At 46.9% G+C, this 22,636-nt stretch carries 26 protein-coding genes and 1 riboswitch; of the genes, 20 read left to right on the forward strand and 6 right to left on the reverse strand.

Annotated elements, in window-relative coordinates:
* The first annotated feature begins 91 nt into the window (after positions 1-91).
* Complete coding sequence (locus E4665_RS13345) at positions 92-529, forward strand: ferritin family protein (RefSeq protein WP_135349296.1); 438 nt, start codon at positions 92-94, stop codon at positions 527-529.
* 61 nt (positions 530-590) lie between these two features.
* Here E4665_RS13345 and rarD read toward each other — a convergent pair whose 3' ends face one another.
* Positions 591-1,520 carry an EamA family transporter RarD gene (gene rarD / locus E4665_RS13350; RefSeq protein ID WP_135349338.1) on the reverse strand — a complete coding sequence of 310 codons (930 nt, stop codon included), beginning with the start codon at positions 1,518-1,520 and terminating at the stop codon, positions 591-593.
* A gap of 178 nt (positions 1,521-1,698) precedes the next feature.
* Here rarD and coaW point away from each other — a divergent pair, with 178 nt between their 5' ends.
* The gene (gene coaW / locus E4665_RS13355) at positions 1,699-2,532 is read left to right on the forward strand and encodes a type II pantothenate kinase (protein WP_135349297.1); all 834 of its coding nucleotides are present in this window, start codon (positions 1,699-1,701) and stop codon (positions 2,530-2,532) included.
* A 128-nt stretch (positions 2,533-2,660) separates the two neighbouring features.
* Here the strand turns inward: coaW and E4665_RS13360 are convergent, their stop codons facing one another.
* Positions 2,661-3,548, reverse strand: coding sequence for a YitT family protein (locus E4665_RS13360; RefSeq protein ID WP_135349298.1), 888 nt, complete (start codon positions 3,546-3,548; stop codon positions 2,661-2,663).
* Between the two features lie 253 nt (positions 3,549-3,801).
* Here E4665_RS13360 and E4665_RS13365 point away from each other — a divergent pair, with 253 nt between their 5' ends.
* The 13 genes from E4665_RS13365 to E4665_RS13425 all read left to right on the forward strand — a co-directional run bounded on the left by E4665_RS13365 (position 3,802) and on the right by E4665_RS13425 (position 14,416).
* Positions 3,802-4,125 carry a nucleotide pyrophosphohydrolase gene (locus E4665_RS13365; protein ID WP_135349339.1) on the forward strand — a complete coding sequence of 108 codons (324 nt, stop codon included), beginning with the start codon at positions 3,802-3,804 and terminating at the stop codon, positions 4,123-4,125.
* Positions 4,126-4,127: 2 nt separating this feature from the next.
* Complete coding sequence (gene dapB, locus E4665_RS13370; RefSeq protein ID WP_135349299.1) at positions 4,128-4,937, forward strand: 4-hydroxy-tetrahydrodipicolinate reductase; 810 nt, start codon at positions 4,128-4,130, stop codon at positions 4,935-4,937.
* 41 nt (positions 4,938-4,978) lie between these two features.
* Complete coding sequence (gene mgsA, locus E4665_RS13375; RefSeq protein ID WP_135349300.1) at positions 4,979-5,395, forward strand: methylglyoxal synthase; 417 nt, start codon at positions 4,979-4,981, stop codon at positions 5,393-5,395.
* 40 nt (positions 5,396-5,435) lie between these two features.
* Positions 5,436-6,653, forward strand: a complete 1,218-nt coding sequence (locus E4665_RS13380; RefSeq protein WP_135349301.1) for a CCA tRNA nucleotidyltransferase — start codon at positions 5,436-5,438, stop codon at positions 6,651-6,653.
* Positions 6,623-7,606, forward strand: coding sequence for a biotin--[acetyl-CoA-carboxylase] ligase (locus E4665_RS13385; protein WP_422067262.1), 984 nt, complete (start codon positions 6,623-6,625; stop codon positions 7,604-7,606). Before E4665_RS13380 ends, E4665_RS13385 begins: the two co-directional genes overlap by 31 nt.
* A 275-nt stretch (positions 7,607-7,881) precedes the next feature.
* On the forward strand, positions 7,882-8,796 hold the full coding sequence (gene panC, locus E4665_RS13390; protein WP_422067263.1) for a pantoate--beta-alanine ligase: 915 nt from the start codon (positions 7,882-7,884) through the stop codon (positions 8,794-8,796).
* Positions 8,790-9,173 carry an aspartate 1-decarboxylase gene (gene panD, locus E4665_RS13395; protein WP_135349303.1) on the forward strand — a complete coding sequence of 128 codons (384 nt, stop codon included), beginning with the start codon at positions 8,790-8,792 and terminating at the stop codon, positions 9,171-9,173. The genes panC and panD overlap by 7 nt, the downstream gene beginning before the upstream one ends.
* A gap of 136 nt (positions 9,174-9,309) precedes the next feature.
* Positions 9,310-9,792 carry a cell wall elongation regulator TseB-like domain-containing protein gene (locus E4665_RS13400; protein WP_135349304.1) on the forward strand — a complete coding sequence of 161 codons (483 nt, stop codon included), beginning with the start codon at positions 9,310-9,312 and terminating at the stop codon, positions 9,790-9,792.
* A 51-nt stretch (positions 9,793-9,843) separates the two neighbouring features.
* Positions 9,844-11,028, forward strand: coding sequence for a pyridoxal phosphate-dependent aminotransferase (locus E4665_RS13405; RefSeq protein ID WP_135349305.1), 1,185 nt, complete (start codon positions 9,844-9,846; stop codon positions 11,026-11,028).
* A 36-nt stretch (positions 11,029-11,064) separates the two neighbouring features.
* Positions 11,065-12,357, forward strand: a complete 1,293-nt coding sequence (gene asnS, locus E4665_RS13410; protein WP_135349306.1) for an asparagine--tRNA ligase — start codon at positions 11,065-11,067, stop codon at positions 12,355-12,357.
* A 171-nt stretch (positions 12,358-12,528) separates the two neighbouring features.
* Positions 12,529-13,227 (forward strand): DnaD domain-containing protein, encoded by a 699-nt coding sequence (locus tag E4665_RS13415; RefSeq protein WP_135349307.1) that lies wholly within the window; start codon positions 12,529-12,531, stop codon positions 13,225-13,227.
* A gap of 15 nt (positions 13,228-13,242) precedes the next feature.
* Positions 13,243-13,908, forward strand: coding sequence for an endonuclease III (gene nth, locus E4665_RS13420; protein WP_135349341.1), 666 nt, complete (start codon positions 13,243-13,245; stop codon positions 13,906-13,908).
* A complete protein-coding gene (locus E4665_RS13425) occupies positions 13,898-14,416 on the forward strand; it encodes a YpoC family protein (protein WP_135349308.1) in 519 nt (172 codons plus the stop codon). The genes nth and E4665_RS13425 overlap by 11 nt, the downstream gene beginning before the upstream one ends.
* 75 nt (positions 14,417-14,491) lie before the next feature.
* Here the strand turns inward: E4665_RS13425 and E4665_RS13430 are convergent, their stop codons facing one another.
* Together E4665_RS13430 and recU are read right to left on the reverse strand one after the other, a co-directional pair.
* On the reverse strand, positions 14,492-16,837 hold the full coding sequence (locus tag E4665_RS13430) for a transglycosylase domain-containing protein (protein WP_135349309.1): 2,346 nt from the start codon (positions 16,835-16,837) through the stop codon (positions 14,492-14,494).
* A gap of 93 nt (positions 16,838-16,930) precedes the next feature.
* Positions 16,931-17,536, reverse strand: a complete 606-nt coding sequence (gene recU / locus E4665_RS13435; protein WP_135349310.1) for a Holliday junction resolvase RecU — start codon at positions 17,534-17,536, stop codon at positions 16,931-16,933.
* Positions 17,537-17,786: 250 nt separating this feature from the next.
* Here recU and E4665_RS13440 point away from each other — a divergent pair, with 250 nt between their 5' ends.
* Both E4665_RS13440 and E4665_RS13445 read left to right on the forward strand, forming a co-directional pair.
* Positions 17,787-18,077 carry a hypothetical protein gene (locus E4665_RS13440; RefSeq protein WP_135349311.1) on the forward strand — a complete coding sequence of 97 codons (291 nt, stop codon included), beginning with the start codon at positions 17,787-17,789 and terminating at the stop codon, positions 18,075-18,077.
* Positions 18,078-18,170: 93 nt separating this feature from the next.
* The gene (locus tag E4665_RS13445) at positions 18,171-18,581 is read left to right on the forward strand and encodes a YppE family protein (RefSeq protein WP_135349312.1); all 411 of its coding nucleotides are present in this window, start codon (positions 18,171-18,173) and stop codon (positions 18,579-18,581) included.
* Here E4665_RS13445 and E4665_RS13450 read toward each other — a convergent pair.
* Both E4665_RS13450 and E4665_RS13455 read right to left on the reverse strand, forming a co-directional pair.
* On the reverse strand, positions 18,555-18,761 hold the full coding sequence (locus E4665_RS13450; protein ID WP_135349313.1) for a hypothetical protein: 207 nt from the start codon (positions 18,759-18,761) through the stop codon (positions 18,555-18,557). The genes E4665_RS13445 and E4665_RS13450 overlap by 27 nt on opposite strands.
* Before the next feature lie 98 nt (positions 18,762-18,859).
* Complete coding sequence (locus tag E4665_RS13455; protein ID WP_135349314.1) at positions 18,860-19,417, reverse strand: hypothetical protein; 558 nt, start codon at positions 19,415-19,417, stop codon at positions 18,860-18,862.
* A gap of 134 nt (positions 19,418-19,551) precedes the next feature.
* Positions 19,552-19,650, forward strand: a riboswitch (TPP riboswitch).
* 123 nt (positions 19,651-19,773) lie between these two features.
* Here E4665_RS13455 and E4665_RS13460 point away from each other — a divergent pair.
* From E4665_RS13460 to E4665_RS13470, 3 genes are read left to right on the forward strand one after another with little or no spacing between them, the layout of a single operon-like run.
* Positions 19,774-20,367, forward strand: a complete 594-nt coding sequence (locus E4665_RS13460) for an ECF transporter S component (RefSeq protein ID WP_135349315.1) — start codon at positions 19,774-19,776, stop codon at positions 20,365-20,367.
* Positions 20,351-21,829: an ABC transporter ATP-binding protein gene (locus E4665_RS13465; protein WP_135349316.1), complete on the forward strand. Its 1,479-nt coding sequence runs from the start codon at positions 20,351-20,353 to the stop codon at positions 21,827-21,829. The genes E4665_RS13460 and E4665_RS13465 overlap by 17 nt, the downstream gene beginning before the upstream one ends.
* Positions 21,801-22,604: an energy-coupling factor transporter transmembrane component T family protein gene (locus E4665_RS13470; protein ID WP_135349317.1), complete on the forward strand. Its 804-nt coding sequence runs from the start codon at positions 21,801-21,803 to the stop codon at positions 22,602-22,604. Before E4665_RS13465 ends, E4665_RS13470 begins: the two co-directional genes overlap by 29 nt.
* The last annotated feature ends 32 nt before the right edge of the window (positions 22,605-22,636 follow it).

Here is a 22,636-nt window from a genome sequence, read left to right on the forward strand (position 1 = left end):
AACTTTTACAAACTTCATCTACTTAATCTGGGCACCTTTCTCATTCATCCTGCATACACTGGAAAACGAGATGAATGAGGAGGTTAAGAACATGATGGAGGGATTCAGGCCCGCTGACCCGGGGATGAACGGCCAGTTGATTGAACGGCTCAGGACTGCGATCACAGGTGAATATAATGCGATTCACTGTTATGAAGTACTGATGAATCAAGCTCGGACGGATCATGAACGGCGGCGGATCAGCGAGATTCGCGGCGACGAGATGCACCATTTCCAAGTGTTTTCCTCTCTGTATCAGCAAATGACGGGGGAAACTTATCAACCTCAGCAGACTGAGGCTTGTCCGAACACCTATATGGAAGGACTTCGCCACGCGATTGAAGATGAACAGAATACCGTGGATTTTTATATGGAAACTGGCGATATGGCAACCAATGAGCAGATCAAATCCATTTTTTACCGGATTGCCAAAGATGAGCAGAATCACGCTGTATGGTTCTTATACTTTTACGCGCTGAGCAGACGATGAAAAATAAGCAGACAGGAAACTGAAGTCAGTTTTCCTGTCTGCCTTCTTTTAGAAATGAAAATTATCGACGCTCAGAACGAACAGCGCTGTTTACTTGAAGCGAACGTTTTCTGAAATTCAGCCCCGACAATGAGAAGACTAAAAGCCCGAGCCAGATAAATGAGAACGAGACAACCTGGACTAGCGTAAAGGGTTCTCTGTAAATTGTAATTCCGATAATCAGGGAAAGCGTAGGCGTAATATACTGAAAAAAACCGATCATGGTCAGGGAAATGCGCTGCGCCCCTTCGGCAAAAAAGAGCAGGGGTACAGCCGTGACAATGCCAGTTCCAATAAGTAGTATCGTTTTCAGGACAGAACCGTTTGCAAAGGCGGCCGTCCCGGAAATCTGGACATGAATCAGATAAAAGAGGGCGACAGGCGTTACAAAAAGGGTTTCAAAGGTCAGTTCAACCGAAGGATCAAGTGTAATCAGCTTCTTGGTCAGTCCGTAGAAACCAAAAGAGAAGGCGAGCGAGAGAGCAATCAGCGGAAGCTGGCCGAATTCAAAAGTCTGAACGAGAACACCGGCTGCCGCAAGGGAAACCGCCACAACCTGCCAGACGGTCAGTTTTTCCTTCAAAATCAAAATGCCCAGCATGATGCTGACAAGCGGATTAATGTAATAGCCCATGCTTGATTCAACAATATGTCCATTGGTCACAGCCCAGATATACATAAACCAGTTCAGACTGATCAGTACTGCTGCAGCAATAACAAGAAGAAGATTGCGCGGGCTGAGAAATAAATCTTTCAATTTTTTCAGAGAGGCGTTCAATTTTCCGGTAACCCAGAGAAGGCCGATCATAAATATCAACGCCCAGAAAATCCGGTGCGTAAGAATTTCAAAAGCCGGCACCTTGTTCAGAGGAATCCAGTACAGGGGAAAAAGCCCCCAGAGCAGATAGGCTAAAATCGCATAGATCGCGCCTGTTTTCTTATTATTGTTCACTGATTTTAGTTCAGCTGATGATGGTAAATCACTGTTCACTGCATATCCACAACCTCTCTGAATTGTTTACCCCGGAATGGTTCGAGTATACTTAAAAAGCAATATTTAGTATTGTAATTGAAATGCGGCGTAATGAAAAGAAATAAAGACTTCGAATCTTTGAAAGAAGGATCATTTATTGGTTTCTAAAAGAAAAGCGGGAATTGACGTGGGCGGGACATTGATTAAAGCCGCTATCCTAGATAAGAACGGGTTGAACTTTCAAAGCTTCTTGGAATCAGAGCTAACGCAATGCGCGGCCTGGCTGAAAGAGAGCTTGGCGGATGCCGAAGTGTGTCTGACAGGCGGCGGCGCATCTCGGCTAAGAGAAAAACTTCTTCCGAACAATGTCAGGATCATTTCGGAATTTGAAGCGACATGTATCGGAGTACGCGATCTTCTCGATAAGGAACCCGGAGAGACGCCCGATCGATTTATTCTGACCAATTGTGGAACAGGAACCTCCATTCATTTTGTGAATGGATTAAACCATAGGCGAATCGGTGGCTCAGGCATTGGCGGAGGGACTTTAGTCGGCCTGTCGGAACTTCTGACGGAAGACCATGGATTCGACGCGCTGATACATACTGCGGAAAACGGCAGGAGGGATCATGTCGATCTGACTGTGGCCCGAATCTACGAAGGTGACGTACCGCCAATCGCAGGCGATTTGACTGCCAGTAATTTCGGTCTGGCTGCCCGGGAAGTTAAGGGGATCACTGATGCGGACAAGGTGGCATCGGTCATTGGCCTTGTTGCCGAAACTGTGACAACGCTCAGTCTGTTTGCGGCGGAAAAAGAAAACGTTCAAACAGTTGTGTACATTGGCAGCTCATTTGCCGGAAATCCGGCCATGAGGGAAATTGTGATGGCTTACAGCAAACTGCGCGGCATTGTGCCAATAATCCCTAAAAGCGGACAATTCAGCGGAGCCATTGGTGCACTACTGTCACTTGAGAAAAATGATCGATAATAAAAGCTATGTTTAAATTCAATGTTGAGTTTGCCTCTCCTTTGATTGGAGCGGAAAACAACAGACAAGTTAGCAAAGCCAAATGTAAAAAAGCCCTGACAAAAATCAGGGCGTGGACTGTTGATCTGTCAGTCTTGTGCTTTGTCCAGTTTATTAGGAGAAGATTTTGGATATGAGAATCCTTCGCCAAATACTTCATGGACATCATTGACTGTCACAAAGGCGTCCGGATCGATATCCTTAATTAGATTCTTCAACCGGAACACTTCATTATGGCTGACAACACAGTACAGGACGTTCATTTCGCGGCGCGTGAAACCGCCTTTTCCGTCGATCAGAGTCACGCTCCTGTTCAGTGAGCTCATAATTTTTTCGGCGATCTCATCACTCTTTCTTGAAAAGATCATGAGTGCCTTCCCCGCATAGGCACCTTTCTGAATAATGTCAATCATTCTCGAACCGACATAGACCCCAACCAGCGTGTACATCATCTGACGATAATCCAGATAAATAATGGATATGATGATGACCGCAGCGTCAATGATCAGCATCGTCTTGCTCATCGCCCACCCGTATTTCTTGTGTGTGATACGGGCAACGATATCCGAACCACCCGTTGTTCCGCCATACCGGAAGATGATGCCGAGTCCGCCGCCGATGAAAACACCCGCGAACAAAGCAGCGAGAAACAAATCATGCGACAGGGAGAAGTTGAAAGTGATCACATGCTGAAAGATGTATAAGAAGAAGGACAGGGAAAAAGTTCCGATGAGCGTGTAAATAAACTCGTTTCTTCTGAAGAACCGCCACCCTGCAAGGAAAAGTGGAATGTTCAGGACAATGTTGCTGATCGCCGGATCAAAATGAGGAGGTAGGTTATACAGAATCAGTGTCAGGCCTGTCACTCCACCTTCAGCCAATTGGTTCTTCATGTTAAAATTAACCAGTCCGAAAGCATAGATAGCTGCTCCGATCAGGATAAAAAGAATGTTTCTTGCTTTTAAATCAAGTTTCACTGTGCCACATCCTTTAGAACGTATACGCAATCTATATCATAAGCGTATGATCAGAATCCTTCAATAAGGTAATTTGCAGACTGTTGTGGTTTATGCCGGATAACAGCGTTTTCACCTCTGTCAAACAGTGGTATGATATTTTTGTGTCTGGTTTTTACAAAGTATTTGTTATGTTTCTTAAACAGTATTGACAAAATCTGAACAGAGATCATGGCCTTACCGGATTGGAGAATTTAAATTGAGCGAAAAAACAATGGAAAAGATGCAGAAGGACGTTGATGATTACATCGGCCAGTTTAAAGAAGGTTATTTTTCCCCACTGGCTCTGACCGCACGGCTGACAGAGGAACTTGGGGAACTAGCCAGAGAAATCAACCATTATTATGGGGAGAAGAAAAAGAAGTCTACAGAATCCGCAAAAACGGTTGAAGAGGAAATGGGGGATCTACTGTTTGTTGTGATCTGCATGGCAAACAGTTTACATATTGATCTGGGATCGGCGCTTGACCGCGTATTGGACAAGTTCAGTACGCGTGACAAAGACCGCTGGACAAAAAAGGATGAAGGAGAAAGATAAATATGGACGAAACGAAAAAAATCAGGATTGTGGTTGCAGGCCCTAGGGGCAGAATGGGAGCTGAGACCATCCGCATGATTCACAGGACACCTGAATTTTCTCTGTCCGCAGCAGTCGATGACGGCAACGACAGCGCAAATGTCGGCGACCTGCTCGGTATTTCCGGACTGAATGCGCGCGTCTATTCAGACATTGAAGATTGCCTGTCCGCAGAACAGCCGGATGTGCTGATTGACTTTACAAATCCCGAAGCCGGTAAAAAGAATCTTCAGGCTGCCATTGACTTCGGTGTCCGTCCTGTCATCGGAACTTCCGGTTTCTCAAACGAAGAAGTTGCAGATTATCAGAAACAGATGGGTGAAAAAAAATTGGGCGGCATCATCGCACCTAATTTCGCTATTGGTGCCGTCCTCGTGATGAAATTCAGCCAGATGGCAGCTAAATACTTTCCGGATGTCGAAATTATTGAAATGCATCATGATGGGAAAAAGGATGCGCCATCCGGAACTGCGGTCAAGACGGCCGAACTGATTGAAAAAACAAGAAAGCCGAAAAAACAGGGTGCACCTGATGAAAAAGAAACCCTGCAGGGGGCGCGAGGAGCAGATTTCGACGGAATGCGTATCCACAGCGTACGACTGCCAGGCCTTGTTGCCCATCAAGAAGTCCTTTTCGGGAGCAAGGGCGAATTGCTGACGTTACGGCATGATTCTATGGACCGCGCGTCTTTCATGACGGGCGTCGCCTACTCAGTGCGCACAGCGATGTCTCTTGAGACACTGGTTTACGGTCTGGAGAATATTCTGGATTAACCGCTTCAAAGCAATCACTTTTTTGAAAAGAGGGATGGCCAGTGAAGATTGCATTGATCGCTCATGATAAGAAAAAACCTGAGATGGTTCAGTTTGCGACGGCGTATCAATCTGTTCTTGCAAAGCACGAGCTTTATGCGACAGGGACAACCGGGTTGAAAGTTTCGGAAGCCACCGGATTAAAAGTGCACCGGTTTCAATCCGGTCCGCTCGGGGGTGATCAGCAGATCGGAGCGATGATCGCCTCAAATGAGATGGATCTCGTGATTTTTCTCCGCGATCCGTTGACGGCACAGCCGCACGAACCGGATGTCAATGCGCTTTTGAGGCTCGGCGATGTATACCGGATTCCGCTCGCAACCAACCTGGCGTCGGCTGAAATCATGATGCATGCTTTGAAGCGCGGTGAATTTCACTGGCGCGAGCTGATCCGCTCCAACAAGAATGAGCGGCGATAAACGATCAGGTAATCTTGCGGTTATTAATGAGGTGTCATGCATGAGATTTCCTTTTGATAAAGCAACCCCTATTCTGGACAGGCTGAATGAAAATGGCTTCGAAGCCTACGTTGTTGGCGGAGCGGTCCGTGATTATTTACTCGGGCGACCTATTCATGATATAGATATTACCACCTCAGCACATCCGGATGAGGTCGTTACGCTCTTTCAGCGAACCATACCGGTCGGCCTGCAGCATGGAACCGTAGCTGTCCTTTTAAACGGCAGAAGTTTTGAGGTGACTACATTCCGGTCCGAGAATGGCTATGATGATTTTCGCCACCCGAATCAGGTGACATTTGAAACGTCACTTGATAAGGATTTGATGCGCCGTGATTTTACGATCAACGCGCTAGCAATGGATCGGACAGGCAAAGTGATTGATCTGTTCGGCGGGCAAGACGACATGAAATTGAAGCACCTGCGGACGGTGGGCATTGCAGAGGAACGGATTACTGAGGATCCGCTCCGGATGATGCGAGGCATCCGATTTGTTTCTGAACTCGGCTTCTCACTCGGTGAAGATGAACGGGAAGCGTTCAGCAAGAAATCTGTATTGCTAAAAAAAATCTCCGTTGAACGGATTGATCAGGAAATGAACAAGCTGCTTGCCGGTGCCACGGTCAGTGATGCTCTCCGGTTACTCTTCAACACGGGATGCAGCAGGGCGCTCCCGCTGCTGGACAAAACTGTCGCACGTGAGGAGCTTTTTTCGGTCCGCTTTGACCTGCTGAAATCCGAAGGGGAGCGCTGGGCGGCTTTTCTTAGAACACTCGGCATGACGGATATCTCCACTTTTTCCAGTGCATGGAAGTGGCCGGTCTCACGAAAAAAAAGCGTCGGTCTGCTCTTAAAATATGAGGGTAATTACAAGCTTTTAAACTGGGATAAGTTTTCTGTCTACTCTTCTGGTCCTGAGCTTGCCCATTCCGTTGAGCGTCTGGAGGCCGCACTCGGTAAAACGTCCGTTGAAGGGCTGGAGCGAAAAGAACGGCTGATCGACCGTCTGTGGCAAGACTGTCCGATACGTAGCAGAAGTGAACTGCCCGTTTCCGGACACAACCTGATCCGGTGGTCTGGCAAAGAACCGGGTCCGTGGCTGTCAGCGGCTATCGAACAACTTGAAAAAGAAGTGGTGACCGGCAAAGTTCCTAATGAGCAGGAGGGAATTAAAAGGTGGTTCATGGCTTGGCAGGAAAAACAAAAAAATCAATTTTAAAAATGCTTTACGAAAACAGGGACTCTTTTCTTTCAGGACAGAAGATTTCTGAAACATTAGGCTGTTCGCGAACGGCGGTCTGGAAACATATCCGTGAACTACAAGATCAAGGTTTTCTTATCGAAGCGGTTCAGAAAAGCGGCTATAGACTGACCGCCGCGCCTTCGGGATTAAACGAGGCAGCTCTATCATCAGGGCTGGAGACAAAATCAGTCGGACGACACATCTGTTTCTACGATACAATCGGTTCGACCCAGAAGGAAGCGCTCCGGCTTGCGGATGAAGGCGCGGAAGATGGAACACTGGTCATCACGAATCAGCAGATTGCCGGCCGCGGGCGTCTGGGGCATACTTGGCAGTCAGAGCGCGGAGTGAACATCGCCATGAGTATGATTCTGAGGCCCAGTCTCCCTATTGAAAAAACACCTCAGATGACGCTGCTGACCGCAGTCGCCGCTGTGAAAGTTATCGAGGATACCACAGGCCTGTCCTGTGGTATCAAATGGCCCAATGATATTTTATATGAAGGCCGGAAACTTGTCGGAATCCTTACGGAACTTCAGGCGGAGGCAACCTTCGTCAAGGCCGTTGTGATCGGTATCGGGATGAATGTCAATACTGAGGAAAGTAGCTTCCCTGAAGAATTGAAATCTAAAGCTTCTTCACTCCGGGCAATCACCGGAGTGAAATATAACCTCGCAGAATTCGTTCAGTCTTTTCTGCAAACGTTTGAAAGACTCTATGAACTTTTTCTTGAGGAAGGCTTCTCAGCGATTAAACCCTTGTGGGAAATGCATGCGATCAGCCTTGGGAAACAAATCAGGGTGCGCCAGCCGGGCGGGAAAGTGCTTGAAGGGACCGCGCTTGGGATCAATGATGAGGGTGTACTTTTGCTCAAAGACGGCAAAGGACACGTTTCCAGGGTATACTCGGCAGACATCGAATGGTCCTGAAACAGCAATAGACGAGATTCCAACAATAGAGAGTTTGTATACAGCGAAATCTACCGCTTCTTTTGCTATAATAATAGTTGCTTTATGGTCAGACTTTTATAGACGGGCCGCATTTCTTTCTGAGAAAGCGGCACCCGTAAAGTTTACGGCCTGATGGCGACGATAAAACTGAAGTCCGCTATGATCCTCGCAAGGGACATAGACGGAGGATCGGCGACGCTGCAAGCTGTGCGCCGGACCGGACCTTCTCCGGACCATAAATTGGAGGAGCACAAATGGATAAGATGACGGCCAAGGGGATAAAACGCATTTCATCTCCAGCGGAAATGACCCGGTACGTGGTGGAGCAAAAGCAAGAAGGAAAAACAGTCGGTTATGTGCCGACGATGGGTTCCCTTCACGAAGGGCATTTATCGCTTTTTAAGAAGGCAAGGGAAAATTCGGATTGTGTCATTGCCAGCGTTTTTGTCAATCCAACACAATTTGGTGAGAGGGACGACTACATCAACTATCCGAAAAATATTGAAAGGGATGCCGGCCTCGCTGAAAGCGCGGGAGTTGACGCTCTATTTATTCCCGAAGAATCAGCAATTTATCCGAATGGGTCGGATATTACGGTTAAAGTTCATTCAAAAACCGATGTGCTCTGCGGCAAAAGCAGACCTGGCCATTTTGACGGCGTGGCGACCGTGTTGATAAAATTATTTAACATTGTCAAGCCGGATACTGCCTATTTCGGAATGAAGGATGCCCAGCAGGTAGCCATTGTTACAAGCCTTGTTCGATCCTTTCACTTCCCAGTAAAACTGGTCGCCTGCCCGATTGTCAGAGAAGCCGACGGACTCGCGAAAAGCTCACGGAATGTCCGTCTCTCCGTTGAAGAAAGAAAAGAGGCGCCTGAACTTTTTAAAGGCCTTCAAGCCGGCCTGAGAGGAGCAAAGCTGGGCGAAACACGCTTCGATCAGCTTATTGCTACTGTCAAAGCCTATTATGCGAAACATCTGACACTTGGGAAAATTGATTATGTCGATGTGCTGAATTATCCCGATCTTAGAAGATCAGGTACTTTGCTGAGCGGACGTTTCATCATAGCCTGTGCGGTCAGATATCAAAACGCCCGACTGATTGACAACATCACTTCAGACACTGAACTGTTCACCACTGTATCGGAGGCGGATGAGTCATGCTAAGACCTTTTCTGAGGTGTAAAATCCACCGTGCCACTGTGACGGATGCCAATTTAAACTACGTCGGCAGTATTACGATTGATGAAGCTATTCTAAAATCGGTTGATCTGCTGCCCTATGAAAAAGTGCAGATCGTCAATAATAACAACGGTGCAAGGCTAGAAACGTACATCATTCCGGGACCAGCCGAGTCCGGTGTCATTTGCCTGAATGGTGCCGCGGCACGGTTAGCACAAAAAGGCGATGTCGTGATTATCATGGCTTACGCGCTGATGGATGATGAAGAGCGGGCGAATCTCGTGCCCAGAGTTGCGCTGCTTGATGACCGGAATCACATCGTAAAGCTGTTAAATGGTGAAAAACCTTTTACCGTTCTGTAATTCAATAGATTCGGCCTTGCTTTTATTGGCCTTTATGTTTACGATTAGTTTGCTCGGAATATGTGGGAAGCGCGGGTATCAGAGAGTTCGCCTCGCCACCCTGCATGTACATAAAAATGAGTTTTAGGGTGATCACTTGAAAAATTGGATTATCGCGGGCGTTCTTACCGTGCTCGTGTTGGCCGGCTTCGGATCCTGGTATCTGTACAAGAGCAATATGGATTTAAGCAACCGCGCTGCCCAGGCAGCTGCCGCGAAAGCGAGACAGCATTATCAGATTCAGAAAGTGGATACAGTGGCTTCTTATTCCGGGACAGAGTCTTATGAAGTGGTTAAAGGCGTCAGAAATGGCATTCAGATGTACATATGGGTGCCTGACCGACCTAATAAAGCAAAATATATTGTCCGTGCTGTTAAAAACGGGATTACGGGCAGTCAGGCGCTCCAGAAACTCGCCGGACTCAATCTTGATGTGAACAAGATTATTTCGGTTCGTCTGGGAGCCATTCAGAACAATCCGGTCTGGGAAATCACTTTTACCAATAAACAAAACAATTACAATTATGTCTCTTTTTATTTTGACAATGGGAAGGAAGCTCAGCGGATCCTCAATATCTAAATCCAAGGTTGAGAAATTTATTTCAGTGATTCATTCAAAGGGGGAATAATGATGCAGTTAGCAGAACGAGTGTCAACAATCACGCCTTCGAGTACATTAGCGATTACTGCGAAGGCCGGTGAGCTGGCGGCTCAGGGCTTCGACGTGATCGGACTCGGAGCCGGGCAGCCCGATTTCAACACACCTGACTTTATTATTGAAGCAGCCCTGAAAGCCGTTAAGGCTGGCCATACAAAATATACTCCGACTGCCGGACTACCCGAACTAAAACAGGCGATTATTGCCAAGCTGAAACGTGACCAAGGTTTTGATTACACACCTTCGGAAATTATCGTTGGAAATGGAGCAAAACATGTTCTTTACTTGCTCTTCCAGGCACTTCTTAATCCCGGCGATGAAGTCATCATACCGGCTCCTTATTGGGTCAGCTATCCGGAACAGGTGAAGCTGGCCGGGGGCGTGCCCGTGTCCATTGCAACAACTCAAGAGCAGCAGTTTAAAATTACAGCCGCCGATCTGGAAAAAGCTGCGACTTCTAGAACAAAAGCGCTGATCCTTAACTCACCCAGCAATCCGACGGGGATGATTTATAAAAAAGAAGACCTTGTTCCGATTGCTGACTTCTGCCTGAAGCATGATATTCTGATCATTTCAGATGAAATTTATGAAAAATTGATTTATAACGGTCATTCATTTTTCTCGATCGCCCAGCTGTCAGATGAAGTAAAAGAACAGACAATTATTATAAACGGTGTTTCAAAATCACACGCTATGACTGGTTGGCGGATCGGGTATGCGGCCGGAAATGCAAGGCTGATTCAGGCGATGACCAATGTCGCTAGCCACAGCACGTCCAATCCGGCATCCGTCTCTCAGTATGCTGCGATAGCAGCGTACAATGGCCCGCAGGAAAGTGTTGAAGAGATGCGGGAGGCTTTTGAAAAAAGGCTGAATACAGTCTACACCCGTCTTGTGACTCTTCCCGGTGTCAGCTGTGTCAAGCCTCAGGGTGCCTTTTACCTCTTCCCGAACATTCAGAGAGCAAGCGATGCCTGCGGATTCAGTGATGTTTCCGCGTGGGTCGCAGCGCTTCTCGATGAAGAAAAGGTGGCTGTCGTTCCGGGAGCGGGCTTCGGCGCGCCGGAACACATTCGGCTGTCCTACGCGACTTCATTGGAAAAATTTGAGGGTGCACTCGACCGAATTGAGCATTTTATTAAAAAACATACAAATTAAGTAGCTTTACGTTCAGAATCAGGGGGTCATTGAAGCATGAAAGCAACAATTTCGGAAGTGAGCAAGCACGTCGGTGGCGAAGTAACCATTGGCGCATGGCTGGCAAATAAGCGGTCAAGTGGAAAGATTCAGTTTTTGGAACTGCGCGATGGAACGGGATTTATCCAGGGCGTTGTCCTGAAAAACGAAGTCAATGAGAAAGACTGGGAGGAAGCAAAGGAACTGACGCAGGAAAGTTCTCTCTATGTCACCGGAACGGTCAGGGAGGATAAACGCGCCCCATCAGGCTATGAGCTTACTGTTTCTTCTGTAGAAACTATCCAACTGGCTCATGACTATCCGATCACACCAAAAGAGCATGGGGTGGAATTTCTGATGGATCACCGTCACCTCTGGCTCAGATCCAGTCGCCAGCACGCGATCCTCAGAATTCGTAATGAAGTGATCAAAGCGACTTATGACTTTTTTAATGACCATGATTTCATCAAAGTAGATCCTCCGATACTGACCGGCAGTTCTGCTGAAGGAACCACTGATCTTTTTCACACAAAATATTTTGACCGCGATGCCTATCTCTCACAGAGCGGGCAGCTTTATATGGAAGCAGCTGCCATGGCCTTTGGCAAAGTATTCTCGTTTGGTCCGGCTTTTCGGGCGGAAAAATCTAAGACAAGGCGCCATCTGATCGAGTTTTGGATGATTGAACCGGAGATGGCTTTCTGCGATCATGAAGAGAGTCTTAAAATTCAGGAGAACTATATTTCCTATCTTGTCCAGCGAGTACTGGAAAACTGCGGATCCGAGCTTAAGGCGATTGGCAGGGACACATCCAGACTGGAGAAAATTAAAGCACCTTTCCCGAGAATCAGCTATGATCAGGCAATTGAATTTTTAAAGGAACAGGGTTTTGATGATATCGAATGGGGCGACGATTTCGGGTCTCCGCATGAGACGGCCATTGCCGAGCATTTCGATGTACCTGTATTTGTGACAGAATACCCGACAAAAGTAAAAGCATTTTATATGAAACCCGTTCCTGGAAGAGAGGAAGTCGTCCTATGCGCCGATCTTCTCGCCCCGGAAGGATACGGGGAAATTATTGGCGGAAGTCAGAGAATCGATGATCTGGATCTGATGAAAGAACGCTATGAACAGTATCATCTGACTGATCCGTCCTATGAGTGGTATTTGGAGCTGCGCCGATATGGATCCGTCCCGCATTCTGGATTTGGGCTTGGCCTTGAAAGAGCGATTGCGTGGATTTGCGGACTGGAGCACATTCGTGAAGCGATTCCGTTCCCAAGACTTCTGAACCGCATCTATCCGTGATTTTGTGATCCCAATGAAACCAGCGTTAATGATTTTCTGCAGCGAGTCGGGTGAGTCCCGGCTTTTTGTATCTCTATATCTTGGAACACTTGTTCCTTTTTTTAATCATTAATGGCTCTTTAAACTTTTATAGTCCGAAGTCATGTTATAATAACGAAGAGGTGTCGGACCATGGATACAAAGTTTATTCTGAAACTGATGACTGACGGAAACATCAGCATTCCGTCACTATTGATCGAAAATTATCACGCTATCGGCCTTAACGAACAGGAGTGCATGCTCCTGATTGAGATTCATTCGTTTATTATCAGGGGTGATCATTTCCCCACATTTGATAATCTTTCTAACCGCATGACACTCGATGAAACTGCCTGCGCGGATATGTTGCGCAGCCTTGTCCAGCATGGATTCCTTTCGATTGTACAGAAAACGGACAATGATATATATTCTGAAAGCTACTCGCTTCAGCCGCTTTGGGAAAAATTGATTCGGTTTGCCTTCAGAAATGAAACGTCCGCCGCTCAAAGTGAAACTGAAGACGCATTGTATACTTTATTTGAGAATGAGTTCGGAAGGCCTCTGTCACCTATAGAGTGCGAAACGCTCGCGATGTGGACAGATGAGGATCATCATTCTCCGAGTCTGGTTAAAGCCGCTCTGCGGGAAGCTGTCGTCTCGGGAAAACTTAATTTCCGATATATTGACCGAATCTTATTTGAATGGAAGAAAAGTGGAATTAAAACTCTTGATCAGGCAAAGGAACACGGAGATAAGATTCGTCACCGTCAGCCGTCAAAGCGAACCGCGCGAGCCGGTGACAGTGATCAGGCGCCGAAAAAACCTTCCTATGACTGGCTGGACCAGAACTGAGGGGAGTTGTCTGAAATACTAAATCAGAAACAAATTGATGATGTCATGGCTACCATTGCAGACATGTTCCCGAATGCGCACTGTGAACTGAACCATAGAAACCCTTTTGAACTGGCCATTGCCGTGATGCTTTCTGCCCAGTGCACGGACGCCCTTGTCAATCGGGTAACGCCAGCACTATTCGAAAAGTATCATGAACCCGAGGATTACTTGGCCGTATCTGAGGAAGAGCTTCAGAAGGACATTCGCTCCATCGGGCTCTATCGTAATAAAGCCAAACATATCAGGCAAATGTGCCAATGCCTGATCGACGATTATGGAGGCAGACTGCCGGAAACTCGTGATGAGCTTGTCAAGCTTCCGGGAATTGGCAGAAAAACGGCAAATGTGATCGCTTCAGTGGCATTCGGGGAACCGGCGCTCGCCGTCGACACACATGTCGAACGTGTCACAAAAAGGCTGGGCATTTGCCGCTGGAAGGACAGTGTCCTTGAAGTGGAAAAGACACTGACAAAACGTGTGCCCAGGAATAAGTGGTCCGAAACCCATCACCGTCTGATTTTTTTTGGACGCTACCACTGCAAAGCACAGAATCCGAATTGCCCGGAATGTCCGTTGCTTGATCTGTGCCGGGAAGGGAAGAAGAGAATGAAGGGTGAAGGTGTGCCTGTTGGAAAATAATGTAGCATGTATCCAGGTTCCCGAATCCTTCTGTTTTCCTCCCTTTTATGGGGAAGAGGCTTCTCTCATAAAACAGGGTCCTTCTTCGGAGGTAACCCAGTATCCTTTCTATTACGACATTATGTACCACATTGATCCATCGTCGTGTGCACCATGGCCATGGGAAACTGAAACGGATTACCTGAGAGCCTCATGGGAGAAAAGACGACCGGCCATTCGCGATACTTTCCACAGGCGTTCAGCAAATGAAGCGCGAACACCAATGATCCTGTCACTGGCTGAATTCATTGATCAGATGTTCTGGGTATCCGGCCAGCCGGTGCGTTCGCTTTCTCCGGATCAATTGATCACAGGCCTTCAGTCCTTCGCATACGCTCCGCTGAACCTCAAGGAGCGGCTCGGTTACATTATAGATCAACCTGACCGTTATCTTTCGTTTATTCAATTAAATGAACTTCAGGATGAACTCAAGAAGAAACTCTCAGTTTACCGTAAACAGAGGCAATAAAAAATACCGGTTCTGCAAATATTGCAGAACCGGTATTTTTTATTGTATTGAAGTGCTCTCTATCCGTTACGGTTTTTACGGTGCCGCAGCCGGAGGTGCCGAAGTAATCGGAGCCGAACCACTTGCTGGTGGTAATCCAGACGATGATGACGTACTAGGACTGCTGCTACCGACGGAAGCAGGCGCCGAGCTACTTGATGAACTGGAGCTACTGCTGGAAACAGGTGCCGAGCTACTTGATGAACTGGAGCTACTGCTGGAAGCGGGCGTCGAGCTGCTGGATGAACTGGAACTGCTCGTCGCTGAAAAATGATTGCTGACTGTTGAATTTCTCACACCCAGTTCACCGCCGCTCAGACTGACCACTGAATCCGGTCTGATAAAATCAGGAGCACCAGGCATAAAACCGCTCATTATGTCTCTAAAGATTAATGAAGCATAGCCCTGCTCATTCGGAGCAAGATAGGAACCATACAATTTACTGTTTTTCAAGCTTAAACCGACATTGGTATAACCTGTCCAGACCGAAGTTGTCAGTCGGCTGGTATAACCGACAAACCAGGAATCCGTCGCACCATAGTTGACACCGGATTGCGAAATATGATATTGCTGTGCATATTTGGAATCGATGTTCTGAGTTCCTGTTTTTCCGGCAAGTGCCACGCCAGGTATATCGGCGTGTATACCTGTTCCTTTTGTCATAACATCTTCCAGCATATTTGTGATCATATAAGCCGTATAATCATGCATCGCAATATGACGGGTATGATCGAAATTGATGACTTCACCGTCCGGCTTAACAATCTTTCTGATCGCATAAGGCTGATTATAAACACCATTGTTGCCGAAGGCGGCATAAGCTCCGGCCATCTGAAGCGGTGATGAACCGAAAGACCCGATCGCATATGTTTCATTAAAAGCATTGGGTCCGGTCGTCGGCCAATGGAAACCAAGCTGTCCGGCAAAAGAAAGGACATCATTTGTAGAGCCTGTCTGCTGATTGATCGTCTGAAGGGTTTTGACAGCCGGAACGTTACGGGAAAGATAAAGAGCTTTCCGCATCGTCATTTTCCCCAGGAACCTTCCATCCCAGTCATTGACTGTCGGTCCGTTGGTATAAGTTGTTCCCTTCTTGTCGTCGACCGTATAATCCGTCGGCCACTTTAAATATTCAATGGCCGGCCCGTAATCAACAATCGGCTTTGCCGTTGATCCAATGCTTCGCGAGGAGCGGTCTGCCCAGTTAAAATCACTGTAATAATAATCCCTGCCGCCGCCCAACGCACGGATGGCACCTGTCTGAGTGTCAATGACTGAGACACCCGCCTGAAAGTTCTTCTGGACTGTCGGAAAATTTTTCTTGTTGTTCAGGATATTCTGCGTCTTTTGCTGGATCGCCGGATCAAGTGTTGTATAAATTTTCAACCCGCCCGAGCTAAAATCCTTGTCCGTAATGCCAAGACTCTTATCAGCCAGGATGGTTCTTCGAACATAGTCCACGAACGCACCGTATTTCCGGTTGCTCACCGGAAGGTTTTTGTGACCCTTAGTCATCTCTTTCATACTTACGGCTTTAGCCTGAGCCGCCTGTGCAGGCGTAATTGCTTTATTCTGTACCATCAGGTCGAGAACGAGGTCGCGCCTCGCTTTCGCCTCCGTGGGGTGCAGAATAGGATCATAGTAACCTGGGTTGCGCGTCATCGCTGCCAGCATCGCTGCCTGGGGAAGGGTGACGTTCTTGATGTTCGTTCCAAAGTATTTTTCTGAGGCAGCTGCCACACCATAGACCGGTCCCCCGCCAAGATAGATCTGGTTCAGATACATCTCAAGAATCTGTTTTTTTGTATATTTTTTTTCAAGCTGAATGGCCAGATACATTTCCTGGATTTTTCGGGTAAACGTTTTATTCTGTGTCAGCATCGCATTGCGGACAACCTGCTGCGTGATTGTACTGGCACCTTCCGATTTGTAACCTCTCGTGAATTGTGCCACTCCGGCGCCTAGAATACGATACGGGTCAATCCCGAAGTGCTGGTAAAAACGGACGTCTTCAGTTGATATGTAGGCATCCTGAACAACCATTGGAATGTCATTAATACTTGTGTAAGACCTGTGCTGCCCCGGATCAACAGAAGTTGCCAGATGATTATTTTCATCATAGATAACAGACGAAACCGGATTGCGGAGCGCATTCTCGTTCAGAGGAGGAGCATTCCTGATAATTGCGAATACTGTTACGGCTCCTGCAAGAATAAAAAATAGAACCAACAAAAAGAAGATGATCAGAATGCGTTTAAACCATCCGCGCTTTTTCTTTCCGCCTCCGGAAGATTTCTTCTTTGTATGAGCGCCGCCCTTAACCCCCTGGTTCTCGAGTTCGGTCGCCCGGCGTCTTTCCATTCTGGAGTGATATTCGACCATGCTAAAATCCTACCTTTCTGAAAAACCAGTCCATGGATTGCATCGGTAGATACAACGTAAATTATTCGTAACCTTCCATGAAATATGACTAGCTTAAAAGTATACATCATTTACAACGCAAAGATAATCGATGCGTGGTAAGTATTTCTGTGGAATCAGGTGGCCTTTATCCTGAAACAACTGCTTCGGAATTGACTTTCTCCCGCCGCTTTCAAGTGACCTCGACCAGCATTCGGACAGATAGACGGCATCCAGCAAAAAAACTTCATCGGATTTCGTAAATTTAACGATAATAAATCCAATTCCTCCGTGCCGCCGGATCCGATCCATATGTTCCACCTGATGACGGTGGAAATTTTTCAGAGGAATATAATTCTCATGCGTCGTTTCCTTTGCCTCGAAGTCAATATATTTACCTCTGTAGACTCCATTATAATCCGTCGTCGACGCTTTTCTGAAATAAGCTTCGGTAATTTTGGCAGCACTGCGTTTCGGGTAATCCACATGGACGATTTGGACAGGTGTAGGTTTCTTATAAATGACCGCCTGATCCGTCTGAATATAATAGGAATTCGTCACATTGAGATCTTCTTCGAGTGTCATCCCCCGATGGCCGTAATCGACCGCCGACTGCAGCATGCTTTCCTTCCGGATACCTGTATCTCTATATGGCTGTCCATTAGGGTAAAAGAGTGTCACGTTTCCCGTACTCCTTTCATAGGAAAAGCCATTGCTATTCTCCAGTATACCAAAATCACCGGTTTACAGGTAATATATAAATTCATCGGTTACGGATGCGGCTGGAAGAGGCATTATAGGCTAAGCGATACACAAATTGTCCCCTCACGACTAGTTTTGTCCCCCAGGCACTGTTTTTGTCAGACATGAAGGGGATCTTGAACTGGAAGGAGAAGAATTATTTAAACCACTAAAGAGGAAGGGACAGACAATGCAAACTCCGGATTATGGCGGCCTTTCGATCAGAGAAGTGAACGATAAAATGGATCTCATGTTCCTCGAAATTGACCAACTCGAGAATAAAGTGACACGTAGAGTAGAAGACCAAATTGATTTTCACTGCTCCGAGTGCCGGATTCCGATGCTGGCTTCAGCAAAACAACTGATGATCGTCGAGCAGGCGATATGGAGGCTGAAAAAACCAAAAGCCGGAAACCAAAACGCCGAATGGAAAGCCGGCAGGATATCTGCATGGAAAAAGAAGGCGGTTTTCCCAGTCTGAGATCTACTTCAACGCCCATAAAATTAGCTGTGATCACTATTCCATGCTACACTTAACACGCAATCCATATTTTGGTGCCTGAGGTGAACAGCAATGGAAAATCAGATGGCCAGGCTCGAACACCTGACCCACGAACTTAAAGACGGGAACATGAAGGCCTATGACCAATACATGAATCATACACGATCAGAAGGCTATCAGGTAGATTTTCAAAATAAAGTCAAGCCTTTTGCGGACCGCTATCAGGTGCTGATTGATGAATGGAAGCCGCTTGTAACAGACTGGGTAATGAGCCAAAAGCCGAACTACGTATATCCGATTCAGATTAAAGATACCTGTGAGAATCTTTCAATTGTTATTGTGACCGCCTTTCAGAAGGATACGCGGAGACGCCGGTTTATCGAAACCATTAAAGCGATCGATTATGTCCTGGATAATGTGCTTGAACAGTTGAAAGAGAACATCGCCAGCAATAAATCAGCCGGCTGTCATCCTGATAAATGAGAAGAGGACGTAAATAAAATAGGGGATTCCCAAAAACAAGATCATCCGGTACATGATGACTGTCAGCATTTCAAAGCAGGCCTCAGGTGAGAGATGTTCCATTTTACCCGCAAAGTTTCTGAACCGTTCAGATAGAGTGGCGCGTTTCTTTTTCAAATTCAGGGCAATGTATTTTTCCATGTTTTTTTCCTCCTGTCACTTATCTATCAAATGATATGGCCTGTCTCTCTTTTTTATTCCAAAAAAAGAGAGACAGGCCATTTTGCCCGAATCAGGATTCAGCGGGAGATCAGTGCCGCGATTTCAGCCTCCGTTTTTCCGCCAAATTCGGTGAATCCTTCTTCAAGTGCTATTGTTTTCCCATCTATAAGAGGATAAACGGCGCTGAACCCGCCATTGAGCGTATAATAGGGTTTCTCGGAAAATGCTTTAAGAAACAGCAAGAAATCCCCGTCCGCAAGAGGACCGGTATAGAGACTGTTTAATGGGTCACCAGGTTTGGGGAGCGGGTCGACACCGGTAGTCAGAAGATAGAGTGGAGGAGAGGAGCTGCCCTTCAAGACACGTCGCACAGAGAGCCTTTGCCTGGCATTGACAAGCCTCTGACGAGCAGAAATCCTTTTCATCGTCGGCCATTTTTCACTGTAAGTCCCAATATGGGCAACAACGATCATATCTGAAGTGCGTACCAATTCCACGCGATCCGCAATGCGATGCGCTTCGACCACCTGGCGGGGTGAGGGAAGCTGGGCGCCTGCCGGTACAGACTTTAAATATACAGAAAAAAAGGCAATAATAATCAATAATGCGACCCGCGCAGTTGTCGAATGTGGCATCTCATGACTCCTTTTTAGATTGATTTTGCTGTTAGGATGATCCTTCCTTGAAAAATTATCCGTTTGATTTAAAGGTCTCTTCCTTGAACAATAACCGCAGATGTAGTAAATTAAAAATGTAAAAAGAATAGTTGTAAGTCCACTAGGGGTGCTTTTGGCTGAGAGGAGCTACGGCTCTGACCCTTAGACCTGATCTGGATAATACCAGCGTAGGAAAGTGGTTTTCGAGTTGTCAGACAGTCAAGTCAACCGCTTTCTTGTTCCATACAGGAAAGCGGTTTATTTGTGCCATTTTTTCTTATGCTCATGCCTCCGCATGCGGCCCAGTGGACACAAACAAATTGGGGGAGAATCACTTGGAAACAAAGAAAAACTATGTTTTAAATCTTACTGATATTCTGGTCACCATTGTCGTATCATTGGTTTTCGGCCTGATTTTCAGACTGATGGGACCTGTTTATGATCTGCTTCAGTCGTTCGGCATTCAGCTGGACGCACTGATTTACGGGATCTGGTTTATTGCCGGACCATTCACAGCGCTACTGATCCGGAAGCCTGGTGTCGCTTTTCTGGCAGAAACAGCTGCCGCTCTGGCGGAAGTTCTGTTTGGCGGATCCGGTGGTATTGTCAATCTGTACTACGGACTGATTCAGGGTGCTTTTTCTGAATTGATTTTTGCGGTATTCCTTTACAAACGATTTAACATAGGGACAGCGATGCTGTCGGGATTGACAGCTTCAGCCGGATCGCTGATCCTTGATTTCCCATTAAACGCCTTTTATCAAATGCCAGGTTGGGTTATCACGCTGAATATCATTTTTCGGTTTATCGGCGCCCTGATCCTTTCAGGAGTACTTCCATTTCTTCTGGTCAAAGCACTGGAGAAAACAGGAGTCACGCAGCTGGTCCGTCCGGTGACAAAGGAAGACTACGATGTCCTCAACAAATGAAGTTGAGGCTTGGGGTGTATCAAGTTTACGGCTTGCTTTTCCCGAAAAGCAGGAGATGTTCTTTAAGGATTTAAATTTCCACTATCATAAGGGTGAGAAAATTCTCTTTCTCGGACCTTCAGGATGCGGAAAGTCTACATTGCTCCAGGTTTTGTCGGGTCTGATTCCGAAAAGTGTCCGGCTTCCGATGAAAGCGGAGGCGATTTCTATTCCGGAGAGCTGGGGTTATATTTTTCAGGATCCCGATACTCAGTTCTGTATGCCCTACGTGGATGAAGAAATCGCTTTTGTGCTTGAAAATAGGAAAATCAGTACGACAAAAATGCCGGAGCTAATTCAAAAGTATCTGACAATGGTCGGACTTGATTTAGCTGATCCACACCAGTTGATCCATTCACTTTCCGGTGGTATGAAGCAGCGCCTCGCGATCGCTGGCGTTCTCGCGCTAGAACCGGAAGTTCTTTTCCTAGATGAGCCGACCGCGCTGCTTGATCCGGAAGGCACCGAGCAACTTTGGCAGACCGTCCGGAAGATTGGAATGAACCGGACACTGATTATCGTCGAACATAAAATCAGCCATATCATGAATTTAGTGGATCGGGTCGTCCTTTTTGACAATAAAGGGCACATCATCGCGGACGGCCCAACGTCAGATATCATCCGGCATCACCGGCGTGAATTGGATGCTTACGGAATTTGGCATCCGGACGCTTGGGCTTCTTATGAAAATAGATACTCCGGGGATTCAATGGCAAAAACGGCAGGGAAACCGATCCTCAAACTTAAGAACTTCTCCGTTTTTCGCGACAAAACAGTTAAATTTTCCGTGCCGGATCTGACCATCCGTGAGGGGGAATGGATCGCGATCATTGGGGAAAACGGGGCTGGAAAAAGCACCATGATTGAAGGCATCATGAATCTGATCCGCCACCGTGGTTCGTGTCACTGGTTTCTGAAGCATCCCGAAAAAGATGCAGCCTTTGTCTTCCAAAATCCGGAATATCAGTTTGTCACGGACCGTGTCGAAGAAGAACTGGCATTCAGCCTTGTTCAGGAGAAAATGGCTCATGATCAAATTGCCAGTCGTGTAGAGCAGGAACTCGTCAGATATTCTCTGGAGGCTCAGCGCGACCAGAATCCATTCCAGCTTTCTGTAGGACAGAAGAGAAGGCTTAGTGTTGCCTCCTCTCTGATTGATCAACCTGAAGCGGTCATTCTCGATGAACCGACTTTCGGGCAGGATGCTCGGAACACTTTTTCACTTCTGGATCTGTTCAGAAAGCTCGTAGAGAACGGGACCGCAGTCATCATGGTGACCCATGAAATGGAGATTGTCCGCCGTTTCGCAACCCGAGTCCTTACGATTAAGCAGGGCAGGCTGATCGGTGATTCACGGGTCGCGGATCAAAATTCAGGCAGGGAGGGAGAGCCTGATGGACAACTTGTGGAAGAACACAGATAAACTTTTTTTCAAAGTTAATCCCTCACTGAAATTTTTATGCTTCGCGCTCCTGTTTATTGTTTACCTGTTCGTTCATAATCTGAACACGATAATCTGGGCAGCAGTTGCTTTTACGTTTCTTTATACATGGGCAGCGGGAATCTCAAATAAGATCTCTTTCTGGTTTTTTCTGACCACTTTTATTGTTTCTTTTTTCAGCGCCTCTGCCATGATTCTGTATGGAAAAGGGACACATATCCTTTTTCATTGGTATCTGATTCAGATATCCGAGGAGAGCCTGGCGCGCGGCATCCTGCTTGGACTGAGAACTTTTGTTTTCGGGTTGATCAGCATGCTGTTCGCGTCCACAACCCCGCCGGTTCCCTTTTTCTACTCTCTGATGCAGCAGCTGAAGATACCTGTACGTTACGCCTACGGCTGCCTGGCAGCGTTCCGTATGCTTCCAATCATGGCCGAGGAATTAGTGCACATTCGCCAGGCGATGAAAGTACGCGGATTGACACGAAAAAAAGGATTCGGGGCTTTCTATGAGCAGTTCAAACGCTACAGTCTGGGTATGCTCGTACAGTCTATCCGCCGCGCTCAGAGAACGGCGGTCGCCATGGAGGCCAAACGGTTCTCTATGAATAGTGAACGGACTTTTTACTATCAGATCGGATGGAGTCGTTCTGATTTGATATTTTTGCTGATCGTATCTGTCACAGTGGTGTCGGGTTTTCTGTTATCCCGATGGATTCCGCTGACACCCTTTTCAAATGTCATCGACGGATATTAAAAAGCGCTTCTCCTGATGGAGAAGCGCTTTTT

Origin of the sequence: Sporolactobacillus shoreae (genome assembly GCF_004684935.1) — a bacterium.
GTDB lineage: Bacteria > Bacillota > Bacilli > Bacillales > Sporolactobacillaceae > Sporolactobacillus > Sporolactobacillus shoreae.

What these genes read in the sequence shown, in the direction of transcription:
- E4665_RS13415 (WP_135349307.1), top strand. Translation starts at nt 12,529, where the DNA reads ATGGATACAAAGTTTATTCTGAAACTGATGACTGACGGAAACATCAGC.
- E4665_RS13405 (WP_135349305.1), top strand. Translation starts at nt 9,844, where the DNA reads ATGCAGTTAGCAGAACGAGTGTCAACAATCACGCCTTCGAGTACATTA.
- panD (WP_135349303.1), top strand. Translation starts at nt 8,790, where the DNA reads ATGCTAAGACCTTTTCTGAGGTGTAAAATCCACCGTGCCACTGTGACG.
- E4665_RS13450 (WP_135349313.1), bottom strand. Translation starts at nt 18,761, where the DNA reads ATGGAAAAATACATTGCCCTGAATTTGAAAAAGAAACGCGCCACTCTA.
- panC (WP_422067263.1), top strand. Translation starts at nt 7,882, where the DNA reads ATGGATAAGATGACGGCCAAGGGGATAAAACGCATTTCATCTCCAGCG.
- E4665_RS13470 (WP_135349317.1), top strand. Translation starts at nt 21,801, where the DNA reads ATGGACAACTTGTGGAAGAACACAGATAAACTTTTTTTCAAAGTTAAT.
- dapB (WP_135349299.1), top strand. Translation starts at nt 4,128, where the DNA reads ATGGACGAAACGAAAAAAATCAGGATTGTGGTTGCAGGCCCTAGGGGC.
- E4665_RS13465 (WP_135349316.1), top strand. Translation starts at nt 20,351, where the DNA reads ATGTCCTCAACAAATGAAGTTGAGGCTTGGGGTGTATCAAGTTTACGG.
- asnS (WP_135349306.1), top strand. Translation starts at nt 11,065, where the DNA reads ATGAAAGCAACAATTTCGGAAGTGAGCAAGCACGTCGGTGGCGAAGTA.
- E4665_RS13445 (WP_135349312.1), top strand. Translation starts at nt 18,171, where the DNA reads ATGGAAAATCAGATGGCCAGGCTCGAACACCTGACCCACGAACTTAAA.
- E4665_RS13455 (WP_135349314.1), bottom strand. Translation starts at nt 19,417, where the DNA reads ATGCCACATTCGACAACTGCGCGGGTCGCATTATTGATTATTATTGCC.
- E4665_RS13345 (WP_135349296.1), top strand. Translation starts at nt 92, where the DNA reads ATGATGGAGGGATTCAGGCCCGCTGACCCGGGGATGAACGGCCAGTTG.
- E4665_RS13380 (WP_135349301.1), top strand. Translation starts at nt 5,436, where the DNA reads ATGAGATTTCCTTTTGATAAAGCAACCCCTATTCTGGACAGGCTGAAT.
- E4665_RS13365 (WP_135349339.1), top strand. Translation starts at nt 3,802, where the DNA reads ATGGAAAAGATGCAGAAGGACGTTGATGATTACATCGGCCAGTTTAAA.
- E4665_RS13440 (WP_135349311.1), top strand. Translation starts at nt 17,787, where the DNA reads ATGCAAACTCCGGATTATGGCGGCCTTTCGATCAGAGAAGTGAACGAT.
- E4665_RS13430 (WP_135349309.1), bottom strand. Translation starts at nt 16,837, where the DNA reads ATGGTCGAATATCACTCCAGAATGGAAAGACGCCGGGCGACCGAACTC.